This is a genomic window from Luethyella okanaganae (assembly GCF_042660285.1).
Classification (GTDB): Bacteria; Actinomycetota; Actinomycetes; order Actinomycetales; family Microbacteriaceae; genus Luethyella; species Luethyella okanaganae.
Genome location: NZ_JBHSTP010000001.1, coordinates 192,003 through 213,531, shown reverse-complemented (window position 1 = coordinate 213,531; position 21,529 = coordinate 192,003). Strand labels below are relative to the sequence as shown.

General features: G+C 66.5%; 19 protein-coding genes and 2 tRNA genes. 6 read left to right on the top strand and 15 right to left on the bottom strand.

From position 1 onward, the window contains the following. Window positions 1-18 precede the first annotated feature (18 nt). The 7 genes from ACFQB0_RS00990 to topA form a co-directional block, all read right to left on the bottom strand. Window positions 19-1,002 (bottom strand): Gfo/Idh/MocA family protein, encoded by a 984-nt coding sequence (locus tag ACFQB0_RS00990; protein ID WP_386726429.1) that lies wholly within the window; start codon window positions 1,000-1,002, stop codon window positions 19-21. Window positions 1,003-1,042: 40 nt separating this feature from the next. Further along, window positions 1,043-1,118 (bottom strand) — tRNA-Thr (locus tag ACFQB0_RS00985). 52 nt (window positions 1,119-1,170) lie between these two features. Further along, on the bottom strand, window positions 1,171-1,821 hold the full coding sequence (locus ACFQB0_RS00980; protein ID WP_386726426.1) for a TetR/AcrR family transcriptional regulator: 651 nt from the start codon (window positions 1,819-1,821) through the stop codon (window positions 1,171-1,173). Window positions 1,822-1,899: 78 nt separating this feature from the next. Beyond that, window positions 1,900-3,447, bottom strand: coding sequence for an alpha/beta hydrolase (locus ACFQB0_RS00975; RefSeq protein ID WP_386726424.1), 1,548 nt, complete (start codon window positions 3,445-3,447; stop codon window positions 1,900-1,902). Between the two features lie 13 nt (window positions 3,448-3,460). After that, on the bottom strand, window positions 3,461-4,663 hold the full coding sequence (locus ACFQB0_RS00970; RefSeq protein WP_386726421.1) for a DNA polymerase III subunit delta': 1,203 nt from the start codon (window positions 4,661-4,663) through the stop codon (window positions 3,461-3,463). 121 nt (window positions 4,664-4,784) lie between these two features. Further along, on the bottom strand, window positions 4,785-5,426 hold the full coding sequence (gene tmk / locus ACFQB0_RS00965; RefSeq protein ID WP_386726419.1) for a dTMP kinase: 642 nt from the start codon (window positions 5,424-5,426) through the stop codon (window positions 4,785-4,787). After that, entirely contained in the window at window positions 5,423-8,320 is a 2,898-nt protein-coding gene (gene topA, locus ACFQB0_RS00960; protein ID WP_386726416.1) for a type I DNA topoisomerase, read from the bottom strand. The genes tmk and topA overlap by 4 nt, the downstream gene beginning before the upstream one ends. Before the next feature lie 199 nt (window positions 8,321-8,519). Between topA and ACFQB0_RS00955 the strand changes: the two genes are divergently transcribed. Beyond that, window positions 8,520-8,759, top strand: a complete 240-nt coding sequence (locus ACFQB0_RS00955) for a hypothetical protein (RefSeq protein WP_386726413.1) — start codon at window positions 8,520-8,522, stop codon at window positions 8,757-8,759. A 42-nt stretch (window positions 8,760-8,801) separates the two neighbouring features. Here the strand turns inward: ACFQB0_RS00955 and ACFQB0_RS00950 are convergent, their stop codons facing one another. From ACFQB0_RS00950 to ACFQB0_RS00930, 5 genes are all read right to left on the bottom strand, one after another. Continuing rightward, window positions 8,802-9,218: an Rv3654c family TadE-like protein gene (locus ACFQB0_RS00950; RefSeq protein WP_386726411.1), complete on the bottom strand. Its 417-nt coding sequence runs from the start codon at window positions 9,216-9,218 to the stop codon at window positions 8,802-8,804. Further along, window positions 9,218-9,613, bottom strand: a complete 396-nt coding sequence (locus ACFQB0_RS00945) for a TadE family type IV pilus minor pilin (RefSeq protein ID WP_386726409.1) — start codon at window positions 9,611-9,613, stop codon at window positions 9,218-9,220. Before ACFQB0_RS00945 ends, ACFQB0_RS00950 begins: the two co-directional genes overlap by 1 nt. 12 nt (window positions 9,614-9,625) lie before the next feature. After that, window positions 9,626-9,820, bottom strand: a complete 195-nt coding sequence (locus tag ACFQB0_RS00940) for a DUF4244 domain-containing protein (protein WP_386726406.1) — start codon at window positions 9,818-9,820, stop codon at window positions 9,626-9,628. A gap of 115 nt (window positions 9,821-9,935) precedes the next feature. Further along, window positions 9,936-10,997, bottom strand: coding sequence for a type II secretion system F family protein (locus ACFQB0_RS00935; RefSeq protein WP_386726403.1), 1,062 nt, complete (start codon window positions 10,995-10,997; stop codon window positions 9,936-9,938). Further along, on the bottom strand, window positions 10,994-12,154 hold the full coding sequence (locus tag ACFQB0_RS00930; protein ID WP_386726401.1) for a TadA family conjugal transfer-associated ATPase: 1,161 nt from the start codon (window positions 12,152-12,154) through the stop codon (window positions 10,994-10,996). Before ACFQB0_RS00930 ends, ACFQB0_RS00935 begins: the two co-directional genes overlap by 4 nt. A gap of 780 nt (window positions 12,155-12,934) precedes the next feature. Here ACFQB0_RS00930 and acs point away from each other — a divergent pair. Then, window positions 12,935-14,881 carry an acetate--CoA ligase gene (acs, locus tag ACFQB0_RS00925; RefSeq protein ID WP_386726399.1) on the top strand — a complete coding sequence of 649 codons (1,947 nt, stop codon included), beginning with the start codon at window positions 12,935-12,937 and terminating at the stop codon, window positions 14,879-14,881. Between the two features lie 59 nt (window positions 14,882-14,940). Here acs and ACFQB0_RS00920 read toward each other — a convergent pair whose 3' ends face one another. Next, window positions 14,941-15,411, bottom strand: coding sequence for a RidA family protein (locus tag ACFQB0_RS00920; RefSeq protein WP_386726397.1), 471 nt, complete (start codon window positions 15,409-15,411; stop codon window positions 14,941-14,943). After that, window positions 15,411-15,644 carry a hypothetical protein gene (locus ACFQB0_RS00915; protein ID WP_386726395.1) on the bottom strand — a complete coding sequence of 78 codons (234 nt, stop codon included), beginning with the start codon at window positions 15,642-15,644 and terminating at the stop codon, window positions 15,411-15,413. The genes ACFQB0_RS00920 and ACFQB0_RS00915 overlap by 1 nt, the downstream gene beginning before the upstream one ends. 131 nt (window positions 15,645-15,775) lie before the next feature. Here ACFQB0_RS00915 and ACFQB0_RS00910 point away from each other — a divergent pair, with 131 nt between their 5' ends. The 4 genes from ACFQB0_RS00910 to ACFQB0_RS00895 all read left to right on the top strand — a co-directional run bounded on the left by ACFQB0_RS00910 (window position 15,776) and on the right by ACFQB0_RS00895 (window position 19,977). Then, entirely contained in the window at window positions 15,776-18,337 is a 2,562-nt protein-coding gene (locus tag ACFQB0_RS00910) for a transglycosylase domain-containing protein (protein ID WP_386726392.1), read from the top strand. Further along, the gene (locus ACFQB0_RS00905) at window positions 18,337-19,320 is read left to right on the top strand and encodes a metallophosphoesterase (RefSeq protein ID WP_386726389.1); all 984 of its coding nucleotides are present in this window, start codon (window positions 18,337-18,339) and stop codon (window positions 19,318-19,320) included. The genes ACFQB0_RS00910 and ACFQB0_RS00905 overlap by 1 nt, the downstream gene beginning before the upstream one ends. A 58-nt stretch (window positions 19,321-19,378) precedes the next feature. Beyond that, a tRNA-Pro gene (locus tag ACFQB0_RS00900) sits at window positions 19,379-19,452 on the top strand. A gap of 216 nt (window positions 19,453-19,668) precedes the next feature. After that, complete coding sequence (locus ACFQB0_RS00895) at window positions 19,669-19,977, top strand: hypothetical protein (protein WP_386726387.1); 309 nt, start codon at window positions 19,669-19,671, stop codon at window positions 19,975-19,977. Window positions 19,978-20,107: 130 nt separating this feature from the next. Here the strand turns inward: ACFQB0_RS00895 and ACFQB0_RS00890 are convergent, their stop codons facing one another. After that, entirely contained in the window at window positions 20,108-21,430 is a 1,323-nt protein-coding gene (locus ACFQB0_RS00890; RefSeq protein ID WP_386726385.1) for a UDP-glucose dehydrogenase family protein, read from the bottom strand. Between the last annotated feature and the right edge of the window lie 99 nt (window positions 21,431-21,529).

Sequence of the window (21,529 nt, the reverse complement as noted above, 5' to 3'; positions counted from 1 at the left end):
TGGACCCGATCCTGGCGGCTATTCCCCGGGGTAGCGCAGTCCGATCTGTGCCCTGATCGCATCGAGGGTCTCCATGATCTGAATCGATTCCGACGTCGGCAGGATGTCGCTCGAGATCGCACCGTCGGCGACGAGACGCTCAGCCTCGGCCGCCTGGAACTGCATACCCCGGCCGACGACCTCCGACTCGAACGACTCGACGACGGCACCGGCCGCGTCATAGACCCTGAAGGTCGTCGGGCAATACCAGACGGAGTCGATGTCGATGCGTCCTTCCGTGCCGAGCACGGTAGCGACGTTCGGACCTCGCGTGTCGCTGGCGGAGAGGGTCGAGACGATCTGTCCGCCGGGGTAGCGAAAGATCGTCGCCACCTGGGCATCAGCCCCCGTTTCCTTGAAGGTCGCGCTGGCCTGGATGGTCTCGGGGCAGCCGAAAAGCGAGGAGGCGAAGGAGATGGGGTAAATAGCCAGGTCGAGAAGGGCACCCCCGCCGAGTCCGAGCGCGTTGACGCGATGAGCCGGATCGTCCGGTAGATCCTGGGTATGGTCTGCAATGAGCGTATGCACCTCGCCAAGAGTGCCGGCGGCGAGGATCTCACGAATGCGCACCATGTGCGGCAGAAATCGCGTCCACATCGCCTCCAAGACGAGCAGACCCTTCGACTCCGCCAGGGTCACGACCGCACGGGCTTGGGCCGCGTTGACGGTGAAAGACTTCTCGACGAGCACGTGTTTGCCCGCGTTCAGGGCGAGCATCGCATATTCGGCGTGGAACGGATGCGGCGTCGAGACGTAGACGATGTCGACCTCGGGGTCTGCGACGAGCGTCTCGTAGCTTCCATACGCCGCCGGGATGCCGTACTCAGCGGCGAACGCATCGGCGGAGTCCTGCGAACGCGATCCGACCGCCTGCACGACGAATCCATGGAGCACGAGGTCTTTCGTGAATGCGTGGGCGATTCCGCCCGTTGCGAGGATGCCCCAGCGCAGTGACGTCGTCATATGACGAGACTACCGGCACCAGGCAGACGGTTCCGCGAATTGGAGCCGCCTGTGGGAATCGAACCCACGACCTTCTCATTACGAGTGAGACGCTCTGCCGACTGAGCTAAGGCGGCGTGGCATTCCTGACGGTCCTCACCGGGCCGGCGAATGGCACAGCAACAAAGCTTAGCCGGTCTCGTGAAGGATTTCGTGCAGCTGCGCGAATGAGGCGCGCACCCGTTCGGAGAGCGGGTCGAGTTCGTCGGTGTCCGCCCAGCAACGCCACGCGTGACGCATCGTGGCGAAGGCGAGCATGGCGATGAGAGACGCACGTTCGAAGAGGGCTTTCCGGTCGGCGGCCACATCGGGGGCGTCGGCGGTGAGCCGCCGCTCGACGATCTCATGCAGCGCAGCCTCGAAGTCGCGCACGGAAGCCATGCGCAAGCCGAACAGATGCGGATTGTCGCGCAGCACGCTATGTCGCAGCAGGTGGATCTCGCGATCCTCCTCGACCGAGCTCGCCGCTGTCGCGAAGAGCTCGCCGATCTCGACGAGGATCGCGCCGTCGGGGCCGGCGTGCACGAACGCCTCGACCGCATCATCGTCGGGAAGATGCGGGACGTCACCGATGAGGGCGGCGTCCTTCGACGCGAAGTAGTTGAAGAAGGTGCGCGGCGAGATGTCGGCGAGACGACTGACGTCCTCGACCGTGACCTTGTCGATGCCGCGCTCTGCGGTGAGGGTCAGCACCGCGTGCTGAATGGCACGGCGAGTCGCGATGCGCTTGCGCTCGCGCAATCCGGGTTCCATGCTGACGCCGGCGCTGTACAGGACCATACCTCAATTATTGCAAACGCTGCAAAGTTGCACACGAAGAGTGCTGAGCCCGTGCGGATACCGCCCGACGAAGCACCATCAGCACTTCGGATCACTGCCCGGCACCGACCCGTTGATGAGGTAGTCGTCGACGGTGTCGTTCACACAGGGATTGGATTTGTTGTACGCCGTGTGGCCGTCGCCTTCGTAGCTGACGAGGTGTCCGCTCTCGAGCTGGTCAGCCAGCGCCTGCGCCCAGACGTACGGGGTCGCCGGGTCGTTCGTCGTGCCGATCACGAGAATGGGGGCGGCGCCCTTGGCGTGGATCTGGCCACGCTCACCAGTGAACGCATACGGCCAATTCGCACAGCCGATGTCGAAGAAAGTCATGTACGTGCCGATGACCGGCGCCGCCGCTTCGATCTCGGCCGCTTCCGCTCGCATCTTGGCCGGGTCGTCGTCGTAGGCGTAGTCGGTGCAGTTGACGGCCATGAACGCCGCGGTCGAGTTGTCCCTGTAGCTGCCGTCGGCGTTGCGTCCGTTGTAGTCGTCGGCGATCTGGAAAGCGTACTCGGCCTTTCCAGCCATCACGCTCACGAACAAGTCGCTCAGATACGACCACGTGGTCGCGTCGTAGAGCGGATAGATGATCGCGGTCAGCAGGGCGCTCGAACCGAGCTGGCGTCCGTCGTCGCTGCGGATCGGGCTTACGTCGACGGAGTGCAGGAGGGCACGGATGGTACCCATGCCATCATCGACCGACCCGTCGAACGGACAGCCGGATTTGGCAAGGCAATCCTTGAGATAGGCGCGCAGCGCGCTCTCAAAGCCCTCCGCCTGCAGCTTTGTCACCTCGAAATTGCCCGCCGACGGGTCGATGGCGCCGTCGAGCACGAGCCGGCCGACCTTGTCGGGGAAAAGGTCGGCGTAGACCGCTCCGAGAAGAGTGCCGTAGGAGTAACCGAGATAGCTGAGTTTCTTGTCGCCGAGCGCGGCACGCAGCACATCGAGGTCGCGTGCCGCGCTCCTGGTATCGACGTTGCCGAGAAGCGCTCCCGTGTTCGTGTCACAGGCCTTGGCGAAGTCCTTGGCCGAGACCTCCAGCTCTGCGATCCACTCATCGGTGCCCCGCGTGGCTGTAGCCAAACCATAGAGGTAGTCGTCCATCTGCGCGGGCTCATAGCATTTCACCGCGGAGGATCGGCCGACGCCTCGCGGGTCGAAACCCACGATGTCGAAACGCTCCTGCAGCTTCGCATCGGTCGCATAGTCGGCCGAATCTTTGATGAAGTCGTATCCGGAGCCGCCCGGGCCGCCCGGATTCACGAGCAAGGAGCCGATCTTGTCACCGGTTGCCGGATGCCGCACAAGGGCGATCTCGATCTCCGCCGCTCCGGGGTCCGCCCAGTCGAGTGGGGCCTTCGCCGTGGCGCACTGCATACCTGCGCCGCAATCGCTCCACGCGAGCACCTGGTTGTAGAACGGCTCGAGCTCTGCTGCGACCGACTCGCCCGTCGGCTTCGAGGTGTTGGCGGGCTTCTGCGGCAGGAACATGGTGACGCAGCCGGAGAGAACGAGGGTGAGTGCGAGCGCTCCGGCCCAGACGGCAAGCATCTGGAAACGTGTGCGCATCTTTGCGCCGGTCAAAGGGTTCCTTCGGTTAGCTGCGTCTGAACGTCACGAGCATAGCCTCAAGCGCGAGCGTCGGTGCGACGTTCGACTCGATCCTGCGCCGTGCGATCGTGATCGCTTCCAGTGTCACCAGCGTCTCTGCCGGTGAGCTGGAAGAGCTCACGGCCTCCAGTCTAGCCGTAAGCTCCCGGTTGATCACCGAGTCCCTGCGACCGAGTTGCAGCATGATCACGTCACGAAAAAGCGAGGAGAGATCGACGAGAATGCGGTCGATGCCGTCGTTGAGGCTGCGCTTCGCTCGACGTTTCTGATCGTCCTCGAGCATCTTGATCTGGCTGCGCAGCGCGGCCGGGATCGCTTGCCCCGGCTCGACGCCGAGCGAGCGCAAGGTGTTCTCACGCTCAACGGCATCGCGCTCCTCCGTGACCGATCTGGCGTCGTCTCCCGCGATGGCAAGCATCCGGGCAGCGGCGTTCACAGCATCGGAGACCGTGTGGATTCCGAGCGCGGCGAGGAGTGTCTCCTGACGTCGTTCCCTGGCTTCGGCACTCGTCGCCAGGCGATGCGCCATGCCGATGTGGCTCTGCGCTTCACGCGCGGCCCGCTCGGCGACCCCCGCGGACACGGCGTCTCGCCTGACGAGCAGCTCAGCGACCTCGTCAACGTCGGGAACGCGCAACCGTACGCTGCGAACCCGGGATCGGATGGTCGGCAGCAGATCCGCCTCGCTGGGGGCGCAGAGTATCCATACCGTGCGCTCCGGCGGCTCCTCAAGCTCTTTGAGCAGCACGTTCGAGGCATGCTCGACCATGCGATCGGCGTCTTCGACCACGATCACGCGATAGCGCCCAACAGACGGGGAGTAGTGGGAACGTCTGACCGTCTCACGCACGTCGGCGATCTTGATGATGACGCCCTCGGTGGTGAGCACCTGAAGGTCGGGATGGGTGCGGGCATCCACCTGCCGCCGGGTCGCCTCATCGCCGTCAGGGTTACCGCTCAGCAGGGCGGTAGCGAAGGCGTATGCGAGATTCGAACGGCCAGAGCCCGGTGGGCCGGTGATGAGCCAGGAATGGGTCATGCGATTGTCTTGGGCGGATGCGACATCCGGTCGGTCGGCTGCGCCTGGGGGCATGCGCATGCCGGATGCCTCGATGCCGGGCGCCGAGGCTGCGGCGCGGAAGACGGCGATGGCATCGGCCTGTCCCGTCAATTCGTCCCACACAGCCATGGATCAAGGCTATCGCTCACGGCCGACACCCCTGTCCGTCCGTCACCGCACTCCTCTCTCCGCTTCACATCGAGATCGAGCCGCCCGAAAAAGGAAGCGAGGTGGGGAGAGGAAGAGCGGGCTAGCCGAGAACCGCCGTGACGCGGGTGCGAATCCGCTCGGCGATCTGCTCCACCGGAGCAGCGGCATCCACAACGAGAAAACGCCCGGGCTCGGCCGCGGCGAGTTCAAGGTAGGCGGCACGCACTCGCGCGTGAAACTCGCCTTTCTCGGCCTCGAGCCTGTCATAGCGCGTGCGCGCCGCGTTGAGGCGCCCTCGGGCGACGACCTCGTCGAGGTCGAGCAGCACGGTGAGATCGGGCAGCAGTCCCTTCGCGGCCCAGAGGGACAGCTTGCGCACCTCGTCGGCGCCGAGCACCCGGCCGGTGCCCTGGTAGGCGACGGAGGAGTCAAGGTAACGGTCCTGGATCACGACCTCGCCGCGATCGAGCGCAGGGCGCACCACGGTCGCGATGTGGTGCGCACGGTCGGCCGCGTAGAGCAGCGCCTCGGCACGCGGCGTGATGTCGCCGCGATGATGCAGCACGATCTCGCGGATCTCGTGACCGACGTCCGTACCGCCAGGCTCCCGGGTACGCAAGACGGCGCGGCCCCGCTCGCCGAGCCAGGCGGTGAGCAGCTCCGCCTGGGTGGACTTGCCGGAACCATCTCCGCCCTCGAAGGTGATGAACAGTCCGGATGCGCGATCGGGAGCGTCGGTCACTCCGCCGCTCCCGCTTCGGCCGCGGCCTTGTTCGCCGCCCGGGTGGCCGCCGCCTTCTTCGCCGCCGTCGAGCGGGTGGCGGAGGTCGTCGTGCTCGCCCTCGCGGCCGGTTTCTTCGTGGCAGCCTTCTTGGCAGCGGGCTTCTTCACGGCCGGCCCTTTGTCACGCTTGATCTGCAACAGTTCCACGGCGCGTTCGAAGGTGATCTCCTCGACCGTCTCGCTCTTCGGGATCGTGGCGTTGGTCACGCCATCGGTGACATAGGCGCCGAAACGGCCGTCCTTGACCTTGATCGGCTTGCCGCTGACCGGGTCGGCGTCGAACTCCTTGAGCGCGCTCGACGCACGACGTGCGCCATACTTCGGCTGCGCGAACAACTCGACTGCACCCGCGAGGTCGATGTCGAAGATCTGATCCTCGCTCGTGAGCGACCGCGTATCCGCGGCCCTCTTGAGGTACGGTCCGAACTTGCCGTTCTGAGCGGTGATGTTCTCTCCGCTCTCCGGATCCTGTCCGACGACCCGGGGAAGGTCGAGCAGCCGCAAAGCCGTGTCGAGGTCGATCGCCGCGAGATCCATCGAGGTGAAGAGCGACGCTGTACGTGGCTTGACCGTCGCCGTCTTCTTCGTCCCCGTCTTCTTCCTGGCAGGAGCCTTCTTTCCGGCAGGAGCCTCGACGACGTCGACGATCTCGCCCGTCGCCGGGTCAGCGGCCGGTGGACTCGCCTCCACCGCCTCCGGCTCCGGCTCGAGCTCGGTGACGTATGGGCCGAACCGGCCGTCTTTGGCGACGATCCGCTTGCCGTTGGCCGGGTTGATGCCGATGACCCGATCGGTGACGACGGGGGCGTCGATGAGCTCCCGGGCCTTGGCCTCGGTGAGCTCGTCCGGCGCCAGCGCCGGCGGGATGTTGACCCGGCGCGGCACCGCGTCTGCGGCGGCACCCGGCACGACGGTCTCCAGATAGGGGCCGTACTTGCCGATACGCAGAGTGATGTCGCCGGCGATGGGGATCGAGTTGATGCTGCGCGCGTCGATCTCACCGAGATTGTCGATGACCTGACGCAAGCCTTTGTGCTTGTCCGACCCGAAATAGAAGCTGTTCAGCCAGTCGACTCGGTCGGCCTCGCCTGCGGCGATGTGGTCGAGGTCGCCCTCCATCTCTGCGGTGAAATCGTATTCGACGAGGTCCCCGAAATAGTCCTCGAGCAATCGGACGACCGAGAACGCGATCCAATTGGGCACGAGGGCCTGGCCGCGTGGCGTGACGTAGCCACGGTCGACGATCGTCGAGATGATCGACGCGAAGGTCGACGGACGCCCGATGCCGAGCTCTTCCAGCCGTTTGACGAGACTCGCTTCGGTGAAACGCGGCGGCGGGGTGGTCTCGTGACCGTTCGCTTCAAGCTCGGCGAAAACGAGTTCCTGTCCTTGAGTGAGCGGCGGGAGCTTCGACTCCGTGGGTTCGTTGCTCGCGTTGCGCTCTTCGTCGCGGCTCTCCTCGTAAGCGTGCAGGAACCCGCGGAAGGTGATCACGGTACCGCTGGCCGAGAACTCGGCGAGCGCTTTCGAGGCTGCCGGGTGCTGCGACTCTCCGGTCGGCCCGGCGACGATCGTCACCGAAGCAGTCGAGCCCTTGGCATCCGCCATCTGCGAGGCGACCGTGCGCTTCCAGATGAGGTCGTAGAGCTTGAAATCGTTGCCTCGCAGCGTCGACGAGAGGGATGCCGGGGTGCGGAAGGTGTCGCCAGACGGCCGGATGGCCTCGTGCGCCTCCTGCGCGTTCTTGCTCTTGCCGCTGTAGAGCCTCGGCTTGTCCGGGATGGTGTCGGCTCCGTAGAGCGCCGTGGCCTGCGCACGGGCCGCGGCGATCGCCTGCTGAGAGAGAGAAAGCGAATCGGTGCGCATATAGGTGATGTAGCCGTTCTCGTAGAGCGACTGGGCGACGCTCATGGTCTGCTTAGCCGAGAAGCGCAGCTTGCGAGCGGCCTCCTGCTGCAAGGTCGAGGTCGTGAACGGCGCGGCGGGACGACGCGAATACGGCTTCGACTCGACTTTGGCGACGGTGAGGTCGACGCCCGGCTCGCGCAACGCTGCGGTCAACGCCCGGGCCGCGGCCTCGTCGAGCACGATCGCACCGGACTTGAGCGAACCGCTGTCGTCGAAGTCTCGGCCGCTCGCGATGCGTTCGCCCCCCAGACGGGTGAGACGCGCGTCGAAGCCCGTTGCGGGAGCAGGGGTCGCCGTGCCGATCTCGGTGCTCAACCGAGCGGTGAGACCCCAGTATCCTGCCGCGGTGAAGGCAAGGCGTTCACGTTCGCGGTCGACCACCAGGCGGGTCGCCGCGGACTGCACCCGCCCGGCCGACAGACCAGGGCCGACCTTGCGCCAGAGCACGGGCGACACCTCGTAGCCGTACAGCCGGTCGAGGATACGCCGGGTCTCCTGCGCGTCGACGAGGGCGGTGTCGAGCTCGCGGGTGTTGTCCTTCGCGGCGAGGATCGCATCCTTGGTGATCTCGTGGAACACCATGCGCCGCACCGGGACCTTGGGTTGGAGCACCTGCAGCAAGTGCCACGCGATCGCCTCTCCCTCGCGATCCTCATCGGTTGCGAGCAGGAGCTCATCGGCGTCCTTGAGCGCGCGCTTGAGCTCCGAGACCGTCTTCTTCTTGGCGTCGGACACCACGTAGTAGGGCTCGAAGCCGTTCTCGACATCGACGGAGAACTTCCCGAGCGAGCCTTTCTTGAGTTCCTGCGGCAGGTTCTTGGGCTCGATGAGATCGCGAATGTGACCAACGGATGACAGCACCTCGTATCCGTCGCCCAGGTACTGGGCAATCGACTTCATCTTCGTCGGCGACTCGACGATGACCAGTTTCTTCGTGCCTGGCACCAGACTCCTCTTATGTTCTCTTGAGCGTGTGCAGCCTCTTCGCGCCCCGAGCGGATGCATGCACTGTGCGATCGACGGCCTGAGCGGCCCGCCAAGGCACACCATACACATAGACATCGAGTTCGTGCCTAATTACGGCATGCGCGCGTACGCCGGGTCAAGCCTTGCGGTTCTCGGCGTGCGGAGGAGAATGGCTCATATGGACACGTCTACCGCAGGAACCTACACCGCGAAACTCACCGACGGGCCGCTCGAGGGCAAGACCATCACCACCTCGTTTCTCGACTCGGGCGATCCACAACCCCGACTCGAGATTCCTGCCGAGTCCGGCACCAAGCGATATCTCTACGTGCGCGGCTCCGGCATCGAGTTCGGAGACGCCAGCGGGGAGCGCCCAAGCGCAGTCGACTACCGTTACCGCGAGGCCATCGTCGACTGAGAGGCCCCGGCCGACGACGATCGGCGGCTCCCGGCCGCCAACTCAAGGACCCACGGGCGGACCGGCACGCGCTCTCGCCCTGACAGTCATGTCCAGCCAGCTCCCGGAGACCTCGACCTCCGCTACGGCACCGGATATCTCGCAGCTCTCGAGGGTTGCACCGTTGAGTGCGGTCGCCTGCCCGGCAGCCGCGCATGCGACCCCGGGAACGACACCTGACGCGACATCCGCGGCGGCGAGCGCCGCCGCGTCTGCCGCGTTCGCGATCGTCTGGGTCACGACGAGAACGGCGAGCACCGGGATCGTGAGTACGGTGAGCGCCATCACCGCGGCTAAGACAGCGACGGCGAGGATCGAACCGGATCCCCGCTCCTCGCCGACGCGAACCCGGTATCGCCGCCGGCCGGTAGCACTCGGCCGGGTCGCATGCGACGGGCGAGCGCCCGACGGCCCCCTCATCAGAGACCTCCCGCGAGAGCACAGGACGATCCGCTCACTGTCAGCCCTGCTGCTGCAAGCGGCGCGAAGGCGACCGGAGCCGAGAGGCGGGCACACACGAACTCGCCGTCGCGGACCTGGTCGAGCATGGCTCCTGGGACCGCTCGCAGCACCAGAGCCGCCACCCGGCCCGGCCCGTCGCCACGCGCGAGGGCACGTGCAGCGTCGGCCGCCGTGTCCACGAGGCGCACCTGCTGGCCGACGATCTGCACCGAGCCGAGACAGAGCGCGAGCACGATCATGACGGCAGGAACGACCGCGGCGAACTCGGCTGTGACGCTGCCACGGTCGCGGTGGCATCCGCTCTCGTGCCCGTCGCCTCCCGCGCAATCGTCGACGTGAACCCACCTCGCCACGGAGCAGGCCCGTCATCCGACGGTGAGCGCATTGCGCACGAGATCCGTCAGCATAGCCCGCACCTCGTCACCCCGAAGGATGACGACGAGCAGGCCGGCGAATCCGACAGCCGCCATCGTGGCGACCGCGTACTCCGCTGTCGCCGCGCCGCGTTCTCCCGCGAGCCGTCGCAGCAGACGCCGGCCGATCGAACGAATCGTGTTCATGGGTCCCTCCTTTCGCGTCCCGGTAGGTGGACGCTTCTGCCTACGGCGCGAGCACCCCCAGTGTTGCTCCTCCCGGCCAGTCGCCGGACGGCCGAGCCGTGATCCGTGTACTGCGTCAGAAACCCGCGAATGTGGAGGACACGACCGCGAGCAGGAGCGGCGCGACCCCGAGCAGCATGAACGCCGGAAGCACGCACAGACCGAGGGGGATCATAAGTGCGACGGCGAGGCGCGCCGCGCGCCGCTGGCCATCGCTCCGCGCGTCGAGACGCATTCCTTCCGCCTCGCTTCTCAGCAACTCGACCGCCGGAACTCCCGCCCGTCGCGAAAGCGCGAGGACGGCCTCGACGATCAGGTCATCCACGGCTCTTCGTGGTGCCTCCGTACCGCTGTAACGTGCCATGGCGGTCCGCGCGAGCTCGCGAGCTCGCTCCGTCGAGGCTCCTCCGGACATCGCGATCGCCGTGAGCTCGATGGAGAGCCCGGGCACCCCCGGGTCGGCACCGGCACGGCGCACGAGTGCTCCACTCCATCGCGCGCCAGACAGCATGAGAGCCGAACCTGTCGCAAGGCATAGGAGTCCCGGAACAGTCGTGAACAGTGTTTCCACGGTGTTGAATCCCATGATGCTTCCGAACAGCACTCCGATGGCGGGCATCGCTCCGACCAGGCGGGCCGTTGCGCGTGGCCCGGCCAGAGCGACCTCGAGGTCGCGTTCGAGCTGCGCCTGGGCGCGGAAGGATGCCGCCAACTCTCGCAGACACGCGGCCAGGGGCGCTCCAGACTCCGTCGCCACCGCCCACGCCGCGGCGAGAGCCAGCCACGCGCGCGCGATCCCCTCTCGCCGTGCCGACCGCGAACCCCTCGGCGTTGCAGCTGCGACGGCCTCGGTCGCGGCACTCGCGATGGCGTCGGCGATGCCCTCTCCGAGGGCTCCAGCCCGCTCGGCCGCCCCGATGACGGCGGCAGTCGGGTTCGTCATCCTATTGCCCACGGCTCCAAGCTCGTGTCCTGCGGAGCCATGGCCCACCGTCGCGCCGGATCCGCCCTGTTTCGAGGCCGTCGCCGCATCGAGATATCGCCACACGGCCTGCGGCGGAACGCCGGCGGCGAGGAGCACGGCGAGCCGTTGTGTAACCGCCGCGACGGCTTCCATGGCCGGTGGCGCACTCCTCATTGCTCCTCCACTACGAGCCGCTCTCGTCGATCCACGGCGAACCGCCCCATCTGGGCCAGCCGCCGCACCCCGTCACGGCGCTCGAGGTGCAGGACGAGTCCGATCGCGCTCACGGTTTGACGTGCGACCGCCTGCGAACTCATCCCCGCCAGCGCACCGAGCGCCTCGATGCGAGCGGGGACGTCATGCAGGGAGTTGGCATGCAACGTTCCGGCACCTCCGTCGTGTCCTGTGTTGAGCGCGGCGAGCAGTTCGCGGACCTCGGCGCCACGGCACTCGCCCACGACGAGTCGATCCGGTCGCATGCGCAGTGCCTCCCGCAGAAGGCTCTCGAGACCGACGCGACCGGCTCCCTCGAGGTTCGCCTGTCTCGCCTCGAGTCCGACGACATGCGGGTGATCGATGCGCAATTCGGCGACATCCTCAATCGTCACGATGCGCTCGTTCGCCGGGGCTGCTCCGAGCAGGGCGGCAAGTAGCGTCGTCTTGCCACTCCCGCCTGCTCCGGTCACCAGCAGGTTCTCCCTGCGTTCGACGGCGTCCACGAGCCCACGGGCGAGCGCCGCCGTGAACATCCCAGCGCGCTCGAGGGCGACGAGCGAGAGTCCTTCGGATCGCGGCATCCGCACCGAGAGCACGGTACCCGTTGTCGAGATCGGCGACAGGACGACGTGCACCCGGATGCCTCCGCCCAGGCGCACATCGACGCACGGCGTCGCCTCGTCGACGTGGCGTCCGCCGATGGCGACGAGGCGTACCGCGAGGTCGCGCACCTCCTGCTCGTCGCGATCCCATTCCTGCACGCGCCGCGCGCCGTGTCCGTCGTCGATCCAGAGCCCCCGGTCGCCGTTGACGAAGAGATCGGTCACTCCGGTGCGCCTCGCGAACGGCTCAAGTGGACCGAGAACACTCGAGTCGATGGCAGGAGCCATCTGCCCGGTCCCTCGGCCGTGCCGTCCACTGTCCACCGAGGCGAACGACGGCGCTTCGAAGCAGCCATTCGTGACACGGGTCGCCGAGCTCGGCGAATCGACTTTCGCCGCGCCACTCGACAGCGACCCGGCGTCGATCTCGATGCCGAGGGATCTCGCGTGCGAATCCACCGCGACCGTGCCAGCATCGGCGTAGCTGGGAACCGCGACGAAGGGCTGAATCACGGCGGAAGCCTATGTGCTCGACGCCCTCAGAGGGGGCGCGACGAGACCATCTGGGGAGAACGAAAGGGGGACCGACACGGTGCAGGACACGACGCTCGAAGGCCTCGCCGTCTGAGCCCGACGCCTGCGCGCTGCGCTCAGCTGTGATTCGCAGCGATGGGGGGCGGGTCGTCTGCTTTAGATCTAGCTCAGCTGTGATTCGCAGCGATGGGTGGCGGGTCGTCTGCTTTAGATCTAATTGGGAGGCCGAAGCAGAACATCAGTGCCTCGGAACTCGATGGTATGGCCGGCCTTTTCGCGCTGCAAGGCGATGTAGCCCTGGCTGTTGACCCAGCTCGGCCGATGGCTGCGCTGTTCGGACGGGGAGGAAGCAGCTAACGACCGAACTGCGCGAAAACACGCCATCGAGCGCCGCAATCCACGGCAGCCAACACAGAAACAACCAGCGCTTCAAAGGTTTACAAGGCTTAAAAGAAGGGGGCGGCACCTATTGGGGGGAACAGATGCCGCCTCAGCGGCGCAGGATTGGGGGGAACCACATACGCCACACGCCCGAATTTTCATTCGCGCGCATCTAAGTGTACGCGTCCAAGCTGCTTTTGCAACTCCTTAGTTCTCCGATCCCGGCCGACTAGCGGGCGGCTTGCAGCAAACGACCGATTTCGCGCCACGTCGTCGACACAGGTCGAACCCGTTTCGCGCAAAGAGTAGGGTCTGTCTGGGGCAGGTCATCGCCTGGAGAATAACCAGACACGCAGCGCAAAGGAGCGACACACACCAATGAGCGTCCAGATCGACCACAACCTCGAAGAGATCCGCCGTTTCCGGCCCAGTCCCGAATTCGCGGCGCAGGCCGTGGCCTCCCTGGCCCTCTACGATGCGGCCAAGGCCGACCGCCTCGGCTTCTGGGCGGCGCAGGCCAAGGAGCTCCTGCACTGGCACAGACCGTTCACGCGCACCCTCGACTGGACCAACCCGCCCTTCGCGAAGTGGTTCGACGACGGAGAGCTCAACGTCGCGTACAACTGCCTCGACCGACACGTCGAAGCCGGCAACGGGAACCGCATCGCGCTGCATTGGGAAGGCGAGCCGGGCGACAGCCGCGACTACAGCTACGCCGAGCTCACGGCCGAGGTGAAGAAGGCCGCCAACCTGCTCACGAGCTTGGGTGTCTCCGCGGGCGACCGGGTCGCCATCTATCTCCCGATGATCCCCGAGGCCGTCATCTCCATGCTCGCTGTGGCCCGCATCGGCGCGGTGCACTCGGTCGTCTTCGGCGGGTTCAGCGCCGAGAGCCTCCGCACCCGCATCGATGACGCCAGCGCCTCGATCGTCATAACGGCCGACGGCGGATATCGCAAAGGCAAGGTCTTCCCGTTGAAGACAACCGTCGACACCGCTCTCGCCGACGGCGAGTCCACGGTTCGCAACGTCCTCGTCGTCAAGCGGGGCGGCAACGAGGTGGAATGGACCGAGGGACGCGACCTGTGGTGGCGCGACGAACTCGCCGCGGTCGATGCCGAGCACGTGGCCAAGGGTTTCCCCGCCGAGCACCCGCTATTCATCCTCTACACCTCCGGCACGACGGGAAAGCCCAAGGGCATCCTGCACACCTCGGGCGGCTACCTCACCCAGACCGCATTCACCCACAAGAACGTGTTCGACCTGCATCCTGAGAAGGACGTCTTCTGGTGCACGGCCGACATCGGCTGGATCACCGGCCACAGCTACGTCGTATACGGCCCGCTCGCCAACGGGGCGACCCAGGTACTCTTCGAGGGCACACCCGACAGCCCCCACCCCGGTCGCTGGTGGGAGATCATCGAGAAGTACAAGGTCTCGATCTTCTACACCGCGCCGACCGCCATCCGCTCGTTCATGAAGCTCGGCCGTCAGATCCCCCAGGAATTCAACCTGCGATCGCTGCGTCTACTCGGATCGGTCGGCGAGCCCATCAACCCAGAGGCCTGGATCTGGTATCGCCACGTCATCGGCGGCGGCAGCATCCCCGTCGTCGACACCTGGTGGCAGACCGAGACGGGAGCGATCATGATCTCGGCATTGCCGGGCATCACCGATCTCAAGCCCGGATCGGCTCAGACGCCCGTCCCGGGAATCGAGATCGAGGTGCTCGACGACAACGGCGCACCCGTCTCGGAAGGCGGCGGGCTGCTGGTCGTGAGCGAGCCGTGGCCGTCGATGCTGCGCGGCATCTGGGGCGACCCGGAGCGCTTCACGGAGACGTACTGGGAGAAGTTCGGCGACAGGTACTTCGCCGGCGACGGCGCCCGCATCGATGAGGACGGCGACATCTGGCTGCTCGGGCGTGTCGACGACGTGATGAACGTCTCGGGGCACCGTCTCTCGACGGCCGAGATCGAGTCGTCTCTCGTCGCCCATCCGCTCACGGCCGAGGCGGCCGTCGTCGGCGCGAGTGACGAGACGACCGGTCAGGCCGTCGTCGCCTTCGTCATCCTCAAGGCCAGCCAGGAGGACGCCGTCTCGCCGGAAGAGGCGAGCGTCTTGCTGCGGGCGCACGTCGCGCGGCAGATCGGTGCGATCGCCCGCCCCCGCGAGGTCTTCATCGTCAACGAGCTGCCGAAGACGCGCTCCGGCAAGATCATGCGCCGCCTGCTCCGCGACCTCGCCGAGGGGCGCGAGATCGGCGACACCACGACGCTCTCGGACGCCTCGGTCATGCAGGTCATCAGCGACAAGGTGCGCTGAACCGTCTGGACTGCGTGGGGGCGGAGGTCACGACCTCCGCCCCACTGCGTTTCGAGCCGTCAGGCGAACGACACCACGAAATCGATCTCGACGGGAGAGTCGAGCGGCAGCGCCGCGACGCCGACGGCGGAGCGCGCGTGCACGCCGATGTCGCCGAAGACCTCGCCCAGAAGCTCCGACGCCCCATTGATCACGCCAGGATGACCAGTAAAAGACGGGTCGGACGCGACGAAGCCGACGACCTTGACCACCCGCGTCACCCGGTCGAGCGAGCCGATCGCGGCGCGGATGGCGGCAAGGCCGTTGAGCGCGCAGATACGGGCGTAGTCCTTGGCGGCGGATGCGGGCACGAGCCCGTGAGCATCGCCGACCTTGCCCGTCGCCGGAAGGGCGCCGTCCACGAACGGCAGCTGGCCGGAGGTGAAGACGAGATCGCCCGAGACCACGGCCGGAACGTAGGCACCCACGGGACGGGCGACCTCGGGAAGCGTGATGCCGAGTTCGGCGAGACGGGCGTCGATCTGCGACATCAGTTCTCCCCCTCGAATGCCGCCGCGGCGCCGCTCGCCGCCGCAACGCCGGCAGAGGCCGCGCCGGAGTCGGCTTCCGAGCCGCCGACGGGGCGCTTGAGGTAGCCGACGAGCCCGCCTTCCGGGCCGCTGACGACCTGCACGAGCTCCCAGCCCTCCGAACCCCAGTTGTTGAGGATCGCGGCGGTGTTGTGGATCATCAGCGGGGTCGTGATGTACTCCCAGGCGGGCATCTGCAGCTCCTTATATCGGGGGGTGTGTTGACGGATGTTGCGGTTCGTGGTTCGCTCCTAGCAGCGACGTGCGCGAACCCCGACCGCCGCGACAAGGCGGTTTTTCAGCTTTTTCACCTAGGGTCAACTATATGTCTGCCCAAAATCGAACGGCGAGCGGAGCGCTCGGAGGCTTCCTCGGCTTCCTCGGGATGAGTGTCGTCGCCGGCGTCCTGGTTACGGCCGCGGTGACTCCCGCCCTCGCTGTGACCGGCATAGCCGCCAACAACTCCATCAGCATGTTCGAGAACCTGCCCGGCTATCTCGAGATCGGCGATCTGGCCGAGGGCTCCAACATCTACGCGACGAACGCTGACGGCTCCGTCGTGAAGCTGGCTTCGTTCTACGACCAGAACCGGCAGGAAGTCGGCTGGGACAGCATCTCGCAGTTCGCCAAGGACGCCGCGATCGCCGGTGAGGATCCCCGTTTCTACGACCACGGAGGAATCGATCTGCAGGGCACCGTGCGCGCCGTGCTCTTCAATGCCATGGGTCGTGAGATCTCGGGCGGCTCGTCGATCACACAGCAGTACGTGAAGAACGTGCTCATCGAGCAGAACGTCGCCAAGGCGAAGACCGACGAGGAGAAGATGGCCGCCTACGACGCCGCGACCGAGCAGAGTCCCGAGCGCAAGCTCAAGGAGATGCGGTACGCGATCGGTCTCGAGAAGGAGTACACGAAGGACCAGATCCTGCAGGGCTACCTCAATATCGCCTTCTTCGGCGGCCGCGTCTACGGCATCGAGGCCGCGAGCCAGTACTACTTCCGCGTGAGCGCGAAAGACCTCACCGTCGAACAAGCCGCCGCACTCCTCGCGATCGTCAACAGCCCGACGGAGTACCGCCTCGACCAGCCCGACAACGAGGTCAATGGCGCGGCCGACGGCTACGCGAAGACCAAGGAACGGCGCAACTACATCCTCGACAAGATGCTCGAGCACAAGAAGATCACGCCGGAGCAGCACGACGCGGCCGCCGCCGCCGCGATCGCTCCGTCGATCAACCCGCCGAGCTCTGGCTGCCAGACGGCCGGGGGCTCCGCGTACTTCTGCGACTATGTGACCTGGGTCATCAAGAACGATCCAGCCTTCGGAGAGACCGAGGAGGATCGTATCGCGATGCTGCAGCGCGGCGGCCTCGAGATCTTCACGACCGTCGACCTGGACGTGCAGAACGCGTCCGAGTCCGCCATCAACGAGCTCATCCCACGGGTCGATGACAGCGTCGACATCGGCAGTGTCGCCGTGTCGGTACAGCCGGGCAGCGGCAGGATCCTCGCCATGGCTCAGAACAAGGACTACAGCAACGACCCCGAGGTGCTCGCAAGCGGCGCGAACTACAGCGCCGTCAACTACAATACCGATCGCGACTACGGTGGTTCGAGCGGCTTCCAGCCGGGCTCGACCTACAAGGTGTTCACCCTCGGCGAATGGCTCAAGGAGGGCCACTCGCTCAACGAGAGCGTCGACGGCCGCAGAAGGTCGAATTGGGGAACCTTCCGAGACAGCTGCAACGGTCCGCAGAGCGATCCGAGCTGGAACCCGAGGAACGACGAGGGCGGCGGCGGCGGCACCTATACGGCTCTGTACTCCACCGAACAATCGATCAACACCGGCTTCGTCGCCATGGCCAAGCAGCTCGACCTCTGCGGCATCCGTCAGACGGCCGAGGCCTTCGGCGTGCACCGCGCCGACTTCGATCCGCTGCAACAGGGGCCTGCGTCGATCCTCGGCACGAACGAGATCGCCCCGCTCTCGATGGCGGAGGCGTTCGCCGGCATCGCGGCGAGCGGCACCGTGTGCAAGCCCGTCGCCATCGACCGCATCACCCACAAGGACGGCAGCCCGATCGTCAAGTCCGACGGCAGCGCGCTCGTGCTGCCGAGCGGCGAGTGCGCCCAGAAGGTCGACACCGCTGTGACGGCGGGCATGGCCTATGCCATGCGGCGCGTCATGACCTCTGGAACGGCGGCCCCCTCGAATAACCGCACCAACCCCCGGGTGCCCATGATCGGCAAGACCGGAACAAGCGACAACAACGAGGCCACCTGGATGAGCGGGGCGAGCACCAAGGTCGCCACCGTCGTCGGCGTCTTCAACGTCTCAGGACACGCCAACCTGCGAAACACCTTCTTCGACGCCGGGCAGGCCGCCCAGATCCGCCACCAGATCTGGCCGCGCATCATGTCGGTCGCCAATGGAAAGTACGGCGGTGGCGACTTCCCCGAGGCTTCGAGCGGGGCGCTCAAGACCGTCACAGCCTCGATCCCCGATGTGCGCGGCAAGTCGATCGACGAGGCGCGCAACCTCATCGAGAACGCCGGCTTCGGCTTCGAGGACGGCGGACAGCAGGATTCTGAGCTGCCCGCCGGACAGGTCTCGGGCACTAGCCCCGCCGGTGAGGCACCCCGGGGCTCCGTCGTCACGGCCTACACGAGCAACGGATCCCTGACGCTGTTGCCGAACGTCGCGGGCATGGACGAGAACGCGGCGAAGGCGACGCTCGCCGGGTTCCAGGTCAAGGTCAAGCAGCAGCCGGTCGCCGACCCGAGCCAGAACAACAAGGTGATCGCGACCGATCCTGCCGCAGGCACCCCGGTCAAGGTGGGCACGCAGGTCACGGTCACAATCGGCAAGTCCCCAGGCAACGGCTAGTGCCGGCACCGACGACAGGCGGCAAGGCCGTCGCGACGATCGCCACAGCGGTGGGTGCGGCGGGTCTCGCCACTTTCGCCTGGGGCTCGCTCGTCGAGCGGACCCGCTGGACGCTGCGCGAGGCCACAGCGCCCGTTCTGCCGCCCGGGGCCGCCCCGATCCGGGTTCTGCACCTCTCCGACCTGCATATGGCTCCGTGGCAGCGCGACAAGCAGGAGTGGGTGCGGGCTCTCGCCGACCTCGAACCCGACCTCGTCGTCGACACGGGGGACAACCTTGGCCATGAGCGCGGCATCGACGGCATCGAGTACGCCTTCGAGCGCTTCCGCGGTGTGCCGGGCGTCTTCGTCAACGGTTCGAACGACTATTTCGGCCCGGTCCTCAAGAACCCTTTTCTGTATTTCAGCAGGCGGTCGAGGCCGATGCAGCGGGCCGCGAGACTCGACATCGCCCGACTGCACGGGGCGTTCCGCGAGCTCGGCTGGATCGACCTCAACAACACCGCGGCCTCGATCGACGTGAACGGCACGCATCTCGAGTTCTTCGGCGTCGACGATCCGCATAAGCACTACGACCGGCTTGAGCTCATCGCCGGCGCCATCGACGAGTTGCGGGCGAACGACCCGCTCGGCGAGGAGACCTGGCCGGATGCCCAGGACGCCCCCGCGCCACGTCCGACGGTCACGATCGGCGTTGCGCACGCCCCCTATCAGAGAGTGCTCAACTCCTTCGTCAACCACGGCGCCCAGGTGATCTTCGCCGGACACACGCACGGCGGCCAGGTCTGCGTGCCCGGCTACGGTGCCCTCGTCACCAACTGCGACATCCCGCACCGACAGGTCAGAGGACTCAGCGTGTGGAGCCACGGCTTGCACTCGGCCTTCCTGAACGTGTCAGCCGGTCTCGGAACCTCGATCTACGCCCCCGTGCGCTTCGCCTGCCCGCCGGAGGCCACCCTGCTCACGCTCGTCGCCTCCGCCTAGCGGTGTGCATGGGCCGTGTGATTTATCGGCTATTCTTATGGAGGCTCTTCGGGGCCACCGGGGTGTGGCGCAGCTTGGTAGCGCGCGTCGTTCGGGACGACGAGGTCGCAGGTTCAAATCCTGTCACCCCGACCGTGTGATTTGTCGAGACATCCTTCCAGGATGTGTCGGGACATGGTTCACTTCCCCCCCTCCTTTGGGAGGGGGGTTTGTGGTTTCTGGGGTTGGCAATCGCGGATGAGCTGGCCGTGTGCTGGTGTTGATGGTGGTCGCCGGTCGGGAACGTCGCGCTGATCCATGCTCGCTTCGGCACGCCAATCGGAGATCGTCCGGTGTGATGATGGTTACATGAAGGTCGAGATTCTACACATCGACGAGTGCCAGAACTGGGTCGAGGCAGGCAAGCGGGTGCGGGCCGCCCTGGACTCCGCCGGGCTGGGCTCGGTCGGCATCGGGTTCCGGCTGTTGGCGACGCGTGATGAGGCGGCGAACGCGCCATTCGCAGGGTCGCCGACGATTCTGATCGACGGGTCCGACGCGTTCCCCGACGGTGCAAGAACAGCGGATCTCGCGTGCCGTGTGTATCGCACAGAGACTGGTCTCGCCGGGATCCCCTCTGTCGAGCAGATCGCGGAGGGGATCCGTCGGCATCGGTGAGATCGGCGACAGGGTCCGACAGCCGGGATCAGCACGGACCGCACGCGGTCGCGAACCTTGAACGCGACGGATCGCGGCGCGCCTCAGGCTGGCACGCGCACTCACGACCCGAGCGGCTGAGGCCCGAGGGTCAACTGAGAACGCTCGCGCCCGAGGCACGCCCCATGCCGCGATAGTGCCATCCGGCGGCCCGCCAGGTCTCCGGATCGAGCACGTTGCGGGCGTCGATGATCGTCCTGGCACGCACCGACGCACCGACCCGCACGGGGTCGAGGTCGCGGTACGGGCGCCACTCGGTCACGAGCACGACGAGGTCGGCGTCGCGGAGCGCGAGATCCAGGTCCGGCTCATAGCTCAGCTGAGGATGCCGCAGCCGCGCATTCTCGATGCCCTGCGGGTCGGTAGCGACGACGTCGGCTCCCAAGCCCTTGAGCTGCACGGCCACATCGAGCGCGGGAGAGTCGCGAACATCGTCGGACTCCGGCTTGAATGTGACGCCGAGCACGACGATCTTCCGGCCGTGCACGGAACCTCCGAGCGCCTCGATGGCACGATCGACGACCCGTTGCCGTTGCCGCAGATTGATCGCGTCGACTTCCTTGAGGAACACGACGGACTCGCCGCGACCGAGTTCCTCCGCCCGCGCGGTGAACGCGCGGATGTCCTTGGGCAGGCACCCCCCTCCGAAGCCGACACCGGCGTTGAGGAAACGGCGGCCGATACGCGTGTCGTGCCCGAGCGCATCCGCGAGCTGGGTGACGTCCGCGCCGGTCGCCTCGGCGATCTCGGCCATCGCATTGATGAAGGAGATCTTGGTGGCGAGGAAGGCGTTCGCCGACACCTTGACGAGCTCTGCCGTGGCATAGTCGGTGACGATGCGGGGCGTGCCTGCCGCGAGCGCCGCGGCATACACCTCGTCGAGAACGGCTGCCGCTCGCTCGTCCGCCACGCCGTAGACCAATCGGTCGGGTTCGATCGTGTCCCTCACCGCATAGCCCTCGCGAAGGAACTCGGGATTCCAGGCGAGGGTCGCGCCGTTGCCCCGCCCGGCGATGACCGACGCTAGCCGGGCGGCGGTGCCGACGGGAACGGTGCTCTTGCCGACGACGAGGTCGCCGGGCTTGAGAAAGGGAAGGAGTCCCTCTATCGCGGCGTCCACATAGCTCAGGTCTGCGGCGCGGCCGTCTCGTGTCTGCGGGGTGCCGACCGCGACGAAGTGCACCGTCGCGTCTGCCGCGTCGGCTATGTCGGTGCTGAAACGGAGCCGGCCGCTCGCCGATGCCGAGGTGAGGATCTCAGGCAGTCCCGGCTCGAAGAACGGCGGCTTCGCAGCCGCCAGCTGTGCGATCTTCGCACCGTCGACATCGACGCCGACGACATCGTGTCCGAGTTCGACCATCGCAGAGGCGTGCACGGCGCCGAGGTAGCCACAGCCGATCACCGAGATGCGCATGGAGACCCTTCCGTCGAACCCGTCCCATTCTGTCAGGCGGAGGCGACTTCAGGGGATGACGAGCGTTGGACCCCGCGGGTGCGCGAGCACCCCGCGGCT